This is a genomic window from Methylobacterium sp. 1973, from assembly GCF_040545035.1.
GTDB classification, from domain to species: domain Bacteria; phylum Pseudomonadota; class Alphaproteobacteria; order Rhizobiales; family Beijerinckiaceae; genus Methylobacterium; species Methylobacterium fujisawaense.
This window is the reverse complement of sequence record NZ_JBEPLA010000002.1, coordinates 590,722-604,292: the sequence shown is the minus strand read 5'-3', so window position 1 is coordinate 604,292 and position 13,571 is coordinate 590,722. Positions and strand designations below refer to the sequence as shown.

Sequence of the window (13,571 nt, the reverse complement as noted above, 5' to 3'; positions counted from 1 at the left end):
TTCCGGGGCACGACCGGTGGATATCGCCTTTCGTCGGCCCGGCACACGTCGACTTGGAGCCGGCGAGCGGGGATGCTGGCCGACCCCGGAACAAGGTCGGCCATGCCACGCCAGCTCAAGGAGGTCGGATTCGTCCACCTCCACGTCCACTCGTCCTATTCCCTGCTCGAAGGGGCGCTGAAGGTCGGCTCCCTGATCAAGGCCGCGGTCGCCGACCGGCAGCCCGCCCTGGCGCTGACCGACACCAACAACCTGTTCGGGGCGCTCGAATTCTCCGAGAAGGCGGCCGGCGAGGGCGTCCAGCCGATCGCCGGCATCCAGCTCTCGGTGGCGTTCGAGGCCGCGGATCCGCACCAGCGCCAAGCGCCGACGCACCATGGCATCGTGCTCCTGGCCCAGGACGAGGCCGGCTACGCCAACCTGCTGCGGCTGGCGAGCCGCGCCTATTTCGACACGGCGCTCGGCGAAGCGCCGCGCCTGGACGCCGCGGCCCTCGTCGGAGCCTCGGAGGGACTGATCGCCCTCACCGGCGGCCTGTCGGGGCCCCTCGATGCCGCCTTCCGGGCCGGGCGGCCGGAACTGGCCCTCGGCCGCCTGCAGCGGCTGAAGGAGGCTTTCGGCGAGGACCGGCTCTACGTCGAGTTGCAGCGCCACGGCCTGCCCGAGGAGGGGCGGGTCGAGACCGCACTTCTCGACCTTGCCGGCCGCCACGGCCTCGGGATCGTCGCCACCAACGAGCCCTACTTCGCCAAGCCCGACGATTACGACGCCCACGATGCCCTGCTGGCCATCGCGGAGGGTCGCGTCGTCTCCGACGAGCGCCGCCGCCGGCTGACGCCGAGCCACGCCTTCAAGACCCGCGCCGAGATGGCCGCGCTGTTCCGCGACCTGCCGGACGCGCTCCAGGCCACCGTCGAGATCGCCATGCGCTGCGCCGTGCGGGCGCGGACCCGCAAGCCGATCCTGCCGAATTTCGGCGCCGTGGCGGCGGGCGAGACGCCCCCCATGGCGGAGGCGCTGGCGGAGGCGGCGGACACGGGCGTGCAGGCGGTCTCGGCCGACGAGCCGACCGAGTTGCGCCGGCAGGCCGAGGCCGGGTTGGAGCTGCGCCTGAAGCAGCACGGCACGGCGCCGGGCTTCTCGGAGGAGGATTACCGCAAGCGCCTCGCCTTCGAACTCGACGTCATCGTGTCGATGAAGTTCCCGGGCTACTTCCTGATCGTCTCGGACTTCATCAAGTGGGCCAAGGACCACGACATCCCCGTCGGTCCGGGCCGCGGCTCCGGCGCCGGCTCGCTGGTGGCGTGGTCGCTGCTGATCACCGACCTCGACCCGCTGCGCTTCGGCCTGCTGTTCGAGCGCTTCCTCAACCCTGAGCGCGTCTCGATGCCGGATTTCGACATCGACTTCTGCGTCGAGGGCCGCGAGCGGGTGATCCGCTACGTGCAGCAGCGCTACGGCGAGGGGCAGGTCGGGCAGATCATCACCTTCGGCACCCTGCTCGCCCGCGGCGTGCTGCGCGATGTCGGCCGCGTGCTGGAGATGCCCTACGGGCAGGTCGACAAGCTGACCAAGCTGGTGCCGCAGAACCCCGCCAACCCGGTGACCCTCGCCCAGGCGATCGAGGGCGAGCCCAAGCTCCAGCAGGCCATGGAGGAGGAGCCCATCGTCGGCCGGCTCATCGACATCGCCAAGAAGCTGGAGGGCCTGCACCGCCACGCCTCGACCCACGCGGCCGGCGTGGTGATCGGCGACCGGCCCCTGGAGGAGCTGGTCCCGCTCTACCGCGACCCGAAGACCGGCATGCGGGTGACCCAGTTCAACATGAAGTGGGTCGAGCAGGCCGGGCTGGTGAAGTTCGACTTCCTGGGCCTCAAAACCCTGACCATGCTGCGCTGCTGCACCGATCTCCTGAAGCAGCGCGGCATCGAGATCGACCTCGCGTCGCTGCCGCTCGACGATCCGAACACCTACGGGCCGATGGGCCGGGGTGAGACGGTCGGCGTGTTCCAGGTGGAATCGGCTGGCATGCGCAAGGCGCTCTGCGAAATGCAGGCCGACCGGCTTGAGGACATCATCGCGCTGGTGGCCCTCTACCGCCCGGGCCCAATGGCCAACATCCCGGTCTATTGCGAGCGCAAGCTCGGCCGCGACGCCGGCAACGAGGCGTCCTGGTACCCGGATCCGAAGCTGGAGCCGATGCTGAAGGAGACCTTCGGCATCATCGTCTACCAGGAACAGGTGATGGAGATCGCCAAGGTCCTGGCGGGCTACTCGCTCGGCGAGGCCGACATGCTCCGGCGCGCCATGGGCAAGAAGATCCGCGCCGAGATGGACGCGCAGCGCGACCGGTTCCTGAAGGGCTGCACCGAGCGCGGGCTGACCAAGGCCAAGGCCAACGAGATCTTCGACCTCTTGGCCAAGTTCGCCGATTACGGCTTCAACAAGAGCCACGCGGCGGCCTACGCGCTGCTGACCTACCAGACCGCCTATCTCAAGGCGAACTTCCCGGTCGAGTTCCTGGCCGCCGCCATGACCCTCGACATCGACAACACCGACAAGCTCGCCGAATTCCGACAGGACGCCCAGCGCCTGAAGATCACGGTGGAGCCGCCCTCGATCAACACCTCCGGCGAGGTGTTCGAGGTGCGCGACGGCAAGATCTTCTACGCGCTCGCCGCCATCAAGGGCGTCGGCCGGGAGGCGGTGCGGGCGCTGGTGGAGGCCCGCGGCGACCGGCCGTTCAAGGACCTGGCCTGCCTCGCCCGCCGCCTCAACCCGCGGCAGATCAACAAGCGCACCCTGGAGAGCCTCGTCCAGGCCGGGGCACTCGACTGCATCGAGCCGGATCGGGCGCGCGCCTTCGCGGCGGTGGAGCCGATGATGAAGCTCGCCGCCAGCGCGGCGGAGGCGGAATCGGCCGGCGTCACCGACATGTTCGGCGGCGTGGTGGCGGACGACGTGTCCCTGCGAATCCCGCCCCACGAGATCTGGCCGATGGCCGACACGTTGAAGCGGGAATACGCGGCGATCGGGTTCTTCATCTCCGGTCATCCGCTGGATGAGTACGGCGACCTGCTCGACAAGCTGCGGGTGCAGAGCTGGACCGATTTCTGCCGCGCGGTGCGGGCCGGGACCTCTAGCGTCGGCCGGGTGGCGGCCTCCGTGCTCGACCGGGCGGAGCGGCGCACCAAGACCGGCAACAAGATGGGCATCGTCACCCTCTCGGACCGGACCGCGCATTTCGAGGCGATCATCTTCTCCGAGGGGCTCGGCCAGTACCGCGACATCCTCGAGCCGGGCCGCCCGCTGGTGCTGCAGCTCCAGGCGAATTTGGAGGGCGAGGATGTCCGCGCCCGGATCCTCACCGCGGAGCCCCTCGACCAGGCGGTGGCCCGCCACCAGAAGGGGATCCGCATCCACCTGAGCGACCCGCGCGGCGTCGCCCCCGTGCAGCAGCGCCTGTCGATGCGCGGCGAGAGCGAGGTGTCGCTGATCCTCAAGCTCGATGGCGGCAGCCGCGAGGTGGAGATCCGGCTGCCCGGCAAATTCCAGGCGACGCCGACGCTCGCCGGCCAGCTCCGGACCGTGCCGGGGGTGGTGCAGGTGGAGGTGAGCTAGAACGGGGCCGCCAGGCAGCCGGTGAGGGCGCCCTTCAGCGCGGCGGCGTCGCTCTCCGCCACCGTGAACACCGCCGTCAGGGCCGGATCGCCGGAGCGCGGGCTCGCCTGCGTCCAGGTGAGCTTGGTGCCGGGCTGGGTGAGCGCCACGGCGAGGCCGCGCAGCGGATCCTCACCGCGGCGGGCGCCCGTCACCGTCAGGGTGAAGCCCGAATCCGCCCCGCTCGCCGCGCCCTGCACGGGCATCCGCATGGAGCGCACGCTGCCGGCACTGGAGACGAGGATGCCGGTGAGCGGCGTCGCGCTGCCGGAGCCTTCGAGCCCGGCGAAGTCGAAGCGCGGCGCCAGCTCGGCGAAGCGCGGCACCGTCAGCGCCGCCGACAGGCCGGTTCCGCCCGGATCGCAGGCGAGGTAAAGGTTCGCCGGACGCTGATCCGTCCCCAGGTCGGCAGTGCCGGTGAGGTTCGCGCCGCCACCGGGCGCCCGGGTGCCGCCGGCGAGCAGCGGCGTCCGCCCGGTGAGGATGTCGGACAGCCTGTCGCCGCGGCTCAGCGGCCCCGCCAGGAGAGCCACGGCGGCGATGCCGACGACCGCCAGAGCTACGCCGATCCGGAGCCGCATCTCATCCTCCACCTGTGGACTTCCCGGGCCGGCGGCATAGACGATCGCGGCCGGCCCGCAACCCTTCCTTCACCACGTCCGCAGGAACCGGGCCGCGATCCCGTCCGTGTGCACCGCAGCAACTCCTTAAAAAGCGATCGATCCTATGCACCGGCGCTCAAGCTTGAGCGTCGCCATGCGCACGAAGATCCTGCTCGCCCTCACCCTGCTGGTCTACGTCACCACCGGCCGCGCCCCCGGGATCCGGGAGCCGCGCAATCCGGATGCCGAGCATGCGGGCGGACGTGTCGCCGTGGTGATGAAGCGGGCCTGGACCTGAACCTCACGCCCCCGGAGCACAGGCCCTGAGCCGCGCGGCCACAAGGGCCTGGAGATTCCAGAGATGGCGGTCGCGGATGCCGAGGCGCTCGCAGGCGTCCACGGTCCGGAACAGGTATTCGGCGCTCGGTCCCTTGTGCCCGCAGGCGGCGGCGATCTTTTCCGCGATTTCGGCGTCCGAGAGGCGGCCGGCGTAGCGGTCGCTGGCGCGGTTGGCCAGGAAGGTCAGCGCCGACACGGTTCCGGTCTCGGTGGCGACCGGCAGCCAGCGGGCGACGTAGCCCCGGCCCCGCATCTCCCGGCGCCAGACCGGCATCAGCGCCTCGCGGATCTCCATCCCGGGCAGGCGGAACACGACGCCCCGGCAGAGGCCGCCGCGGTCCAGCGCCAGGACGAAGCCCGGCCGCTCCGGCGTGCCGCGGAACCGGCGCTGCAGCAGGCAGAACCGGCGGTGGAAGCCGCGCACCGTCCCGATCCGGCGCTCGGCGACCTCGAATTCCGGATTCCACATCAGCGAGCCGTAGGCGAAGACCCAGAGATCGCAGCCCTCGCGCCCGGCGACGATCGCCTCCAAACCCGGGCGCAACTCCGAATCCGACAGCACGTCGAGGGCGCTCGGGTCGTCGGGGACCGGGACGGAATGCGCGCGGGCGATCAGGTCGAGGCTGAGGTCGAGGGTGCGGGCGGGCGCGCAGGGCATGGCCCTCAACGCAGCGGCCTCACGGCTTGTTGCCAAGCGCGTCGAGTTCGGGGAAGGGCCGGGTGCGATGGCCGGTGCAGTCCTCGTCGTCGTCGAGCACCGTGAGCCGGTCGGCCTCGTAGAGCAACGTCACCTTCGGGCGCTCGGGCTTGCCGAAGGTCCGGCCGTACATCCGGCCCGACACGCAGTAGATCACCCGGCCGCCCTCCGCGATCGGCCCGGCGATCCGGCTGCCCTCGAAGCGCACCGGCAGCAGCGAGATCGAACCGAAGGCGACCTGCTTGAGCGCCAGGGCGGCGATCCGCTGGAGGAGGGCCGGGGAGGGCACGTCCTCGGCCGCGGGCTTCGGTTTGCGCGGCCCGGCCTGCGCGCCGGCGGAGGCGAGGGCGAGGGCGAGGGCGAAGATGATGGCAAGAGCGGCGCGGGGCGGCATCGGCCCTCGCTAACCGGCCAAGGCTGCCTGAGGCTGGACAGCGCCGAAGGCTGCGGGTCCCTATATGAGGAGAACGAGCGGCACGCGCCCGTCGCGCGCCGCGCCCCTTTCACCTCACGACGCGACGTTCGATGCAATGGACCGACGACGCCCTGGTGCTCGGCCTGCGCCGGCACGGGGAGACCGGCGTCATCCTGGAGGCGATGACCGAGGCCCATGGACGCCATCTCGGCCTCGTCCATGGCGGACGCTCGCGGCGGATGCAGCCGGTGCTCCAGCCCGGCAACCGGGTCCGGCTGACCTGGCGGGCGCGCCTCGACGAGGGCCTCGGCGCCTACGCGGTGGAGCCCCTCGAGTCGCAGGTCTCCCGGCTGATCGGATCGAGCCTGGCCCTATACGGCATCGGACACCTCGCGGCGCTGCTGCGGCTCCTCCCCGAGCGCGACCCGCATCCGGCGCTCTACGCGGCGGCGGGGATCCTCGTCGAGCACCTCGACGACCCCGCCATCGCGCCGCCCCTGATGGTGCGGTTCGAGTTGGCCATCCTGTCGGAGCTCGGTTTCGGCCTGGACCTGACAGCCTGCGCCGCCACCGGCGGCAACGACGCCCTCGCCTACGTCTCGCCGAAGAGCGGCCGGGCGGTCAGCGCCTCGGCGGGCGAGCCCTATCGGGACCGTCTTCTCGCGCTTCCAACCTTCCTGCTCGCCGGCGGATCCCCGGGTCCGGACGGCGTTGCCCAAGGGTTTACCTTGACGGGGTACTTCCTCGACCGGCACGTCTGGGGCCCGCGGGGCCTCGCGCCGTCCGAGGAGCGGGCGCGATTCGTTGCGCTCGGCCGCGAGGCCGGGTAATGTTCGCGCTATGTTCTAATCGCGCCCGGGTCTGAGCGCGGCTCAACCCGGGCTGTGTCATCCCGTCGTTTCGGGGCCGCGAAGCGGGGCCCGGAATCCAGAATCGCTCGGCCCGCAAGGTTCGTCCGCCTCCTCGGACAGGGTCGGTGGTTCTGGATTCCGGGCTCGCCTTCGGTGCCCCGGACTGACGAACCATCCGGAAAGGCGGCGCTGCCGGTCGGCGGCCCCGCCCTGAGACAGGAGCCGTCATGGGCCAGCCCTTCGAGCCGCCGTCCGGCGACGGGATCGAGAGCGTCGAGCTGAAATCCGCGCTGGAAGAGCGCTACCTCGCCTATGCGCTGTCCACGATCATGCACCGGGCGCTGCCGGATGCCCGCGACGGGCTGAAGCCCGTGCATCGGCGCATCCTCTACGGGATGCGGCTGCTGCGCCTCGACCCCAACACCGCGCACAAGAAATGCGCCAAGATCGTCGGCGACGTGATGGGTGACTTCCACCCGCACGGCGACCAGGCGATCTACGACGCCCTGGTGCGGCTTTCCCAGGACTTCGCCCAGCGCTACCCGCTGGTCGACGGGCAGGGCAATTTCGGCAACATCGATGGCGACGGTCCGGCCGCCTACCGCTACACCGAGGCGCGGCTCACCGAGGTCGCCCGCCTCCTGCTCGACGGGATCGACGAGGACACCGTCGATTTCCGGCCGTCCTACAACGGCGAGAAGGAGGAGCCGATCGTCCTGCCGGCGGCCTTCCCGAACCTGCTCGCCAACGGCAGCCAGGGCATCGCGGTCGGCATGGCGACCTCGATCCCGCCGCACAACGCCGCCGAGCTGTGCGACGCGGCGCTCTACCTGATCAACCATCCCGAGGCGACGTCCGGGCAGCTCGCGAAGTTCGTGCAGGGGCCGGACTTCCCGACCGGCGGCATCCTGGTGGATTCGGCCGAGTCGATCGCCGAGGCCTACCGCACCGGCCGCGGTGCCTTCCGGGTCCGCGCCCGCTGGACCAAGGAGGATCTCGGCCGCGGCACCTGGAACATCGTCGTCACCGAGATCCCCTACGGTATCCCGAAGGGCCGGCTGATCGAGAAGATGGCCGAGCTGCTGCAGGAGAAGAAGCTGCCGCTGCTCGCCGACGTGCGGGATGAATCCGCCGAGGACGTGCGTGTCGTGCTGGAGCCGCGCTCGCGCACGGTGGATCCGGTGATCCTGATGGAATCGCTGTTCCGGCTCACCGAGCTGGAGGCGCGGATCCCGCTCAACCTCAACGTCCTGGTCGGCGGCCTCGTGCCGAAGGTGATCGGGCTCGCCGAGTGCCTGCGGGAATGGGTCGACCACCGCCGCGTCGTCCTGCAGCGCCGCTCGCGCTACCGCCTCGGCCAGATCGACCGCCGCCTGGAGATCCTGGGCGGGTTGCTCATCGTCTATCTCGACCTCGACGAGGTGATCCGCATCATCCGCGAGGAGGACGAGCCGAAGGCCGCCCTGATGGCCCGTTTCGAGCTGACCGAGATCCAGGCCAACGCCATCCTCGACACCCGCCTGCGCAGCTTGCGCAAGCTGGAGGAGATGGAGTTGAAGCGCGAGTTCGACGCGCTCACCGCCGAGAAGGCCGAGATCGACGCCCTGCTCGCCTCCGAGCCGGCGCAGTGGAAGACGATCCAGGCGCAGATCCGCGCCGTGAAGAAGACCTTCGGGCCCGAGACCAAGCTCGGCAAGCGCCGCACGACGCTGGCGAGCCCCCCGGATGTCGGCGGCATCGACTTCACCGCCGCCCTGGTCGAGCGCGAGCCGATCACCGTGATCGTCTCCACCAAGGGCTGGATCCGGGCGCTCAAGGGCCACGTCGCCGACCTCTCGGGCGTTGCGTTCAAGGGCGACGACACCCTGAAGATCGCCTTCCCCACCGAGACCACGCAGAAGATCCTGCTGCTCGCCACGAACGGCAAGGTGTTCACGCTGGAAGCCTCGAAGCTGCCGGGCGGGCGCGGCTTCGGCGACCCGGTGCGGCTGATGGCCGACCTCGACGACGGCACCGAGATCGTGGCGGCGCTGCCCTACCGGCCCGAGACCAAGCTGCTGATCGCGGGCTCGGACGGGCGCGGCTTCGTGGCGCCCGCCGACGCGCTGGTGGCCAACACCCGCAAGGGCAAGAACGTTCTGGGCCTCGACGGCGACGCCACCGCGGCGGTGCTGGTGCCGGCCGAGGGCGACCACGTCGCGGTGGTCAACACGGAAAAGCTGCTGCTGATCTTCCCGATCTCCGAGGTGGCCGAACTCGCCCGCGGCAAGGGCGTGCGCCTCCAGCGCTGCCGCAGCGGCGGGCTGCTCGACGCGCACGTGTTCAAGCTGGCGGACGGCCTGCCCTGGCAGGACGGCTCACCGGAGGGCCGGCTCGCCAACGCGTCGGTGCTGGAGAAGTGGCTCGGCCACCGCGCCGAGGTCGGGCTGATGATGGCGCGCAGCTTCCCGAAATTCGAGCGGTTCGGGCGCTGAAGGGGGGCCGACTGAAAGAGGACGGCCATACGCACGTCCGTTCATGTAGGCGCGACAGGCTCCCTCTCCCGTTCGGGAGAGGGTTGGGGTGAGGGTCGAGAAGGATCAGAATAGAGCCCGCCATCGACGCGCGTTTGGGTCGCGCCTCTTCCGGATCGTTCTCATCCCTGTCCCTCTCCCGCTCGGGAGAGGGGAACCGCGCCTCGTTCGGAGACGGTCTCAGCGCGAACGCTGATCGAGCCAGAGCGCGCCAAGGGCCACCACGCCGCCGATCGGAACCGCCAGAAGAAGGAGCTGGGCTGTCGTCACGGGCAGAGGGTCCGTGGTGCTTGCCACCCGCCCCCTGTAGGGCGCCATCCATGGCCCCACAACGACCATGGGGGCACCGGGTCGACCAGCCCCTCCGTCATCGCGAGCACAGCGAAGTGACTCAGGGCTACGCGGCATACGTTAGCGTGGTGCCGACTGGATTGCTTCGCTCCGCTCGCAACGACGACGGCGCTGACATCAGGGAAGGCGATCACCGCCCCTTCACGGTCGCCTCGTCCGCCGCCCAGAGGTGCTGCGCCGCGTAGGCCCGGAACGGGCGCCACGCCTCGGCCCGGGCCAGGAGCGCCGCCGGGCTTGGACGCCCGGTGCGGCTCTCCAGCGCCCGCAGCAGGCCGACATCGCCCACCGGCAGGGCGTCGGGCAGCTTGAGCGCCCGCATGGCGATGTACTGCGCCGTCCAGGGACCGATCCCGCGGATCGCCGTGAAGCGGAGCACCGCGGCCTCCAACGACTCCGCCGGGGCGAACAGGTCCGGATCGGCCAAAGCCGCCGCGGCCAGCGCTCGGATCGCCGCGCCGCGGGCCCGCGGCATGTTGAGCGCCAGGGCGATATCCGCCTCGGCCAGATCCGCCGGCGTGGGAAAGACGTGGGTCAGCCCGCCCATCGGCTCCGCGAGGGGCGTCCCGAACGCCGCCACCAGCTTGCCCGCGAGCCCGATTGCGGCCGCCACAGAGACCTGCTGACCGAGGATCGCCCGGCAGCCGGTCTCGAACGGGTCCCAGGCCCCGGGGAGGCGCAATCCCGGCCGCGCGGCGACGAGCGGGGCCAGGACCGGATCGCCGACAAGGCAGGCCGCGATGGCGCCGGGATCGGCGTCGCAGTCGAAGAGGCGGCGCAGGCGCCCCGCGACCGCCTCGGCGTGCCCGGCCTCGACGCCGCGCAGCGCGACGTGCAGGCAATCCGCGCCGGGCGCCACCGTCAGGAGCCCGTGCCGCCCCGCGATGCTGATCGTGCGGGCGTAGGCCGCCACGGGATCGGCCGCCTCGACGCCCGGGATCGCCCGCTTGGCGAGGAACGCGCGGATCGCCGCCCAGTGGTAGGGCGGCCGGACGGGCAGGCGGCGTTCGATCGCCCCCGCAAACACGAAGGGCGGCCTCTCGGCCGCCCCGTCGCTCGCGTCACAGGACAGGTGCTCCTGCCTCAGCCGCGCTGGTCGACCGGCACGTAGTCGCGCTGGGTCGGACCGACGTAGAGCTGGCGGGGACGGCCGATCTTCTGCGACGGATCCTCGATCATCTCGGCCCACTGGGCGATCCAGCCGACCGTGCGGGCCACGGCGAACAGCACCGTGAACATGTCGGTCGGGAAGCCCATCGCCTTGAGGGTGATGCCCGAGTAGAAATCGATGTTCGGGTAGAGCTTCTTCTCGATGAAGTACTCGTCCTTGAGGGCGATCTGCTCCAGCTCCATGGCGACGTGGAGCAGCGGATCGTCGGTCTTGCCGAGCTCCTTCAGCACCTGATGGGTGGTGCTCTGCATGATCCGGGCGCGCGGGTCGTAGTTCTTGTAGACCCGGTGGCCGAAGCCCATCAGGCGGAACGGGTCGTTCTTGTCCTTGGCCTTGGCGACGTACTTGCCGACGTTCTCCGGGGTGCCGATCTCCATCAGCATCTTGAGCGCCGCCTCGTTGGCGCCGCCATGGGCCGGGCCCCACAGGCAGGCGATGCCGGCCGCGATGCATGCGAAGGGGTTGGCGCCCGAGGAGCCGGCGAGCCGCACGGTCGAGGTCGAGGCGTTCTGCTCGTGGTCGGCGTGCAGGATGAAGATCTTGTCGAGCGCCCGGGCGAAGACCGGGTTCACCTCGTACTCCTCGCACGGCACCGCGTAGCACATACGCAGGAAGTTCGAGGTATAGTCGAGGTCGTTCTTCGGGTACACGAACGGCTGGCCGATCGAGTACTTGTAGGCCATCGCGGCGAGCGTCGGCATCTTGGCGATCATGCGGATCGACGCGATCAGCCGCTGGCTCTCGTCCGTGATGTCGGTCGAGTCGTGGTAGAAGGCCGAGAGGGCGCCCACCGAGGCGACCATCACGGCCATCGGGTGCGCGTCGCGGCGGAAGCCGGTGAAGAACCGGTTCATCTGGTCGTGCACCATGGTGTGGCGCGTGACCCGGTACTCGAAATCGGCCCGCTGGGCGGCGGTCGGCAGGGCGCCGAACAGCATCAGGTAGCAGGTCTCGAGGAAGTCGCCCTTCTCGGCGAGCTGCTCGATCGGGTAGCCGCGATAGAGCAGCACGCCCTCGTCGCCGTCGATATAGGTGATCTTCGATTCGCAGGACGCCGTCGAGGTGAAGCCCGGGTCGAAGGTGAAGGCGCCGGTCTGGGCGTAGAGTTTGCCGATATCGATCACGTCCGGCCCGATCGTGCCGGATTTCACCGGCAGCTCGATCGACTTGCCGTCCACGGTGATGGTGCTGGGTGCGCTCATGGATCGTGGACCCTTCTCTGGCGACGTGGCGGATGCCGGGCTCGGGCTGCCCGAGTCGGTCCCGGGGGCCTGAGCACACGCATTATGCTGCGGGTGCTCACAGGCATGGGTTACCCAAACGGCAATGCAGCAGCAACGGGGTCGGTGACAACCCGACCCCGACGCCAAGCAAATTCCACCAAGCGCAATTCGAGCCGGGGCCGGCAGTTCCCCGGCTACGCCCGGTGGCTTCAGACCTGCGGCACCTGATCGCCCAGGCGGGCGAGGGTTTCCTCCCGGCCGAGCACCGCCATCACGTCGAACAGGGGCGGGGAGGTGGTGCGGCCGGTCAGCGCCGCGCGCAGGGGCTGGGCCACCTGCCCGAGCTTGCAGCCGGCGTCCTCCGCGTACTGGCGAACCGCACCCTCGGTCGAGGCCGCATTCCAGTCCGGCAGCGCCTCGAGCACCGGCCGCACCCCGGCGAGCCGGGCGCGGCCCTCGTCGGAGAGGAGGGCGCGGGCCTTGTCGTCCAGCGCCAGCGGCCGCTGGGCGTAGAGGTAATAGGCGCTGTCGAGGAGCTCGATCAGCGTCTTGGCCCGCTCCTTCAGGCCCGGCATGGCCTGGGTGAGCTTGTCCTTGAGGTCGGGCTGCAGCGGCGCCGACAGGCCGCGTCCGGGACCGACATTGGGCAGGATCGTCTCGATCGCCGCGACGAGATCGGCATCGGTGCTGGTGCGGATGTAGAGGCCGTTGAGGTTGGCGAGCTTGGCGAAGTCGAACCGCGCCGCGGAGCGCCCCACCGCGCCGAGGTCGAAGGCCGCGACCATCTCCTCGGTGGAGAAGACCTCCTGGTCGCCGTGGCTCCAGCCGAGCCGCACGAGGTAGTTGCGCAGGGCCGCCGGCAGGTAGCCGAGATCGCGATAGGCCTCGACGCCGAGCGCCCCGTGGCGCTTCGAGAGCTTGGCTCCGTCCGCCCCGTGGATCAGCGGGATATGGGCCATCCGGGGAATGTCCCAGCCCAAGGCGGAAAAGATCTGGCTCTGGCGCGCCGCGTTGGTGAGGTGGTCGTCGCCGCGGATGATCTGCGTGACGCCCATGTCGTGGTCGTCGACCACCACGGCCAGCATGTAGGTCGGCGTCCCGTCCGAACGCAGCAGGACGAGGTCGTCGAGGTCCTTGTTGGCCCAGGTCACGCGGCCCTGGACGGCGTCCTCGACGACGGTCTCGCCCTCGGTCGGCGCGCGCAGGCGGATCACCGGCTTGACCCCGGCGGGGGCCTCGGACGGGTCGCGGTCGCGCCAGCGGCCGTCGTAGCGGGGGGCGCGGCCCTCGGCCCGGGCGGTCTCCCGCATCGAGGTCAGCTCCTCGGCGGTGGCATAGCAATGGTAGGCACGGCCGGCCGCCAGCAGCTCCTCGGCCACGGCCCGGTGGCGCTCGGCCCGGGCGAACTGGAACACCACGTCCCCGTCCCAGTCGAGGCCGAGCCAGGACAGGCCGTCGAGGATCGCGTCGATCGCGCCCTTGGTGGAGCGCTCCCGGTCGGTATCCTCGATGCGCAGCAGCATCTTGCCGCCGGTGTGGCGGGCGTAGAGCCAGTTGAACAACGCCGTGCGGGCCCCGCCGATATGCAGGTAGCCGGTGGGCGAGGGGGCGAAGCGCGTGACGACGGCTGAGGACATCGGTCCGGTATGTTCCGGGGCTGGTCGCGGACGGAGCGCGACGGACGGCGAAGGGGCGGCGGAGCGGCGAGGGGCTCGACAGGGCGCCCGTAGCACGAAGCACCGGCTGTAGCAC

At 70.6% G+C, this 13,571-nt stretch carries 10 protein-coding genes; 4 read left to right on the top strand and 6 right to left on the bottom strand.

Annotation, left to right across the window (positions count from 1 at the left end; genetic code table 11):
* Window positions 1-102 precede the first annotated feature (102 nt).
* On the top strand, window positions 103-3,621 hold the full coding sequence (gene dnaE, locus ABIC70_RS06870) for a DNA polymerase III subunit alpha (RefSeq protein WP_043757240.1): 3,519 nt from the start codon (window positions 103-105) through the stop codon (window positions 3,619-3,621).
* Here the strand turns inward: dnaE and ABIC70_RS06865 are convergent.
* Window positions 3,618-4,241 (bottom strand): hypothetical protein, encoded by a 624-nt coding sequence (locus tag ABIC70_RS06865; RefSeq protein ID WP_354439243.1) that lies wholly within the window; start codon window positions 4,239-4,241, stop codon window positions 3,618-3,620. The two genes, dnaE and ABIC70_RS06865, sit on opposite strands and share 4 nt — an antisense overlap.
* A 175-nt stretch (window positions 4,242-4,416) precedes the next feature.
* On the opposite strand from ABIC70_RS06865, the gene ABIC70_RS06860 reads away from it, so the two are divergent.
* A complete protein-coding gene (locus tag ABIC70_RS06860) occupies window positions 4,417-4,560 on the top strand; it encodes a hypothetical protein (RefSeq protein WP_164706385.1) in 144 nt (47 codons plus the stop codon).
* A 3-nt stretch (window positions 4,561-4,563) separates the two neighbouring features.
* Here the strand turns inward: ABIC70_RS06860 and ABIC70_RS06855 are convergent, their stop codons facing one another.
* Entirely contained in the window at window positions 4,564-5,259 is a 696-nt protein-coding gene (locus ABIC70_RS06855) for a gamma-glutamylcyclotransferase (RefSeq protein WP_043757238.1), read from the bottom strand.
* 19 nt (window positions 5,260-5,278) lie between these two features.
* Complete coding sequence (locus tag ABIC70_RS06850; protein ID WP_354439242.1) at window positions 5,279-5,692, bottom strand: hypothetical protein; 414 nt, start codon at window positions 5,690-5,692, stop codon at window positions 5,279-5,281.
* 131 nt (window positions 5,693-5,823) lie between these two features.
* Between ABIC70_RS06850 and recO the strand changes: the two genes are divergently transcribed.
* Window positions 5,824-6,543, top strand: a complete 720-nt coding sequence (gene recO, locus ABIC70_RS06845) for a DNA repair protein RecO (RefSeq protein ID WP_043349601.1) — start codon at window positions 5,824-5,826, stop codon at window positions 6,541-6,543.
* A gap of 248 nt (window positions 6,544-6,791) precedes the next feature.
* Window positions 6,792-9,038 carry a DNA topoisomerase IV subunit A gene (parC, locus tag ABIC70_RS06840; protein WP_043381925.1) on the top strand — a complete coding sequence of 749 codons (2,247 nt, stop codon included), beginning with the start codon at window positions 6,792-6,794 and terminating at the stop codon, window positions 9,036-9,038.
* 520 nt (window positions 9,039-9,558) lie between these two features.
* Here parC and ABIC70_RS06835 read toward each other — a convergent pair.
* From ABIC70_RS06835 to gltX, 3 genes are all read right to left on the bottom strand, one after another.
* Entirely contained in the window at window positions 9,559-10,452 is an 894-nt protein-coding gene (locus ABIC70_RS06835) for a DNA-3-methyladenine glycosylase family protein (RefSeq protein WP_354439240.1), read from the bottom strand.
* Between the two features lie 56 nt (window positions 10,453-10,508).
* Complete coding sequence (gene gltA, locus ABIC70_RS06830; RefSeq protein WP_012319002.1) at window positions 10,509-11,798, bottom strand: citrate synthase; 1,290 nt, start codon at window positions 11,796-11,798, stop codon at window positions 10,509-10,511.
* 230 nt (window positions 11,799-12,028) lie between these two features.
* The gene (gltX, locus tag ABIC70_RS06825; protein WP_043381930.1) at window positions 12,029-13,456 is read right to left on the bottom strand and encodes a glutamate--tRNA ligase; all 1,428 of its coding nucleotides are present in this window, start codon (window positions 13,454-13,456) and stop codon (window positions 12,029-12,031) included.
* Window positions 13,457-13,571: the final 115 nt, after the last annotated feature.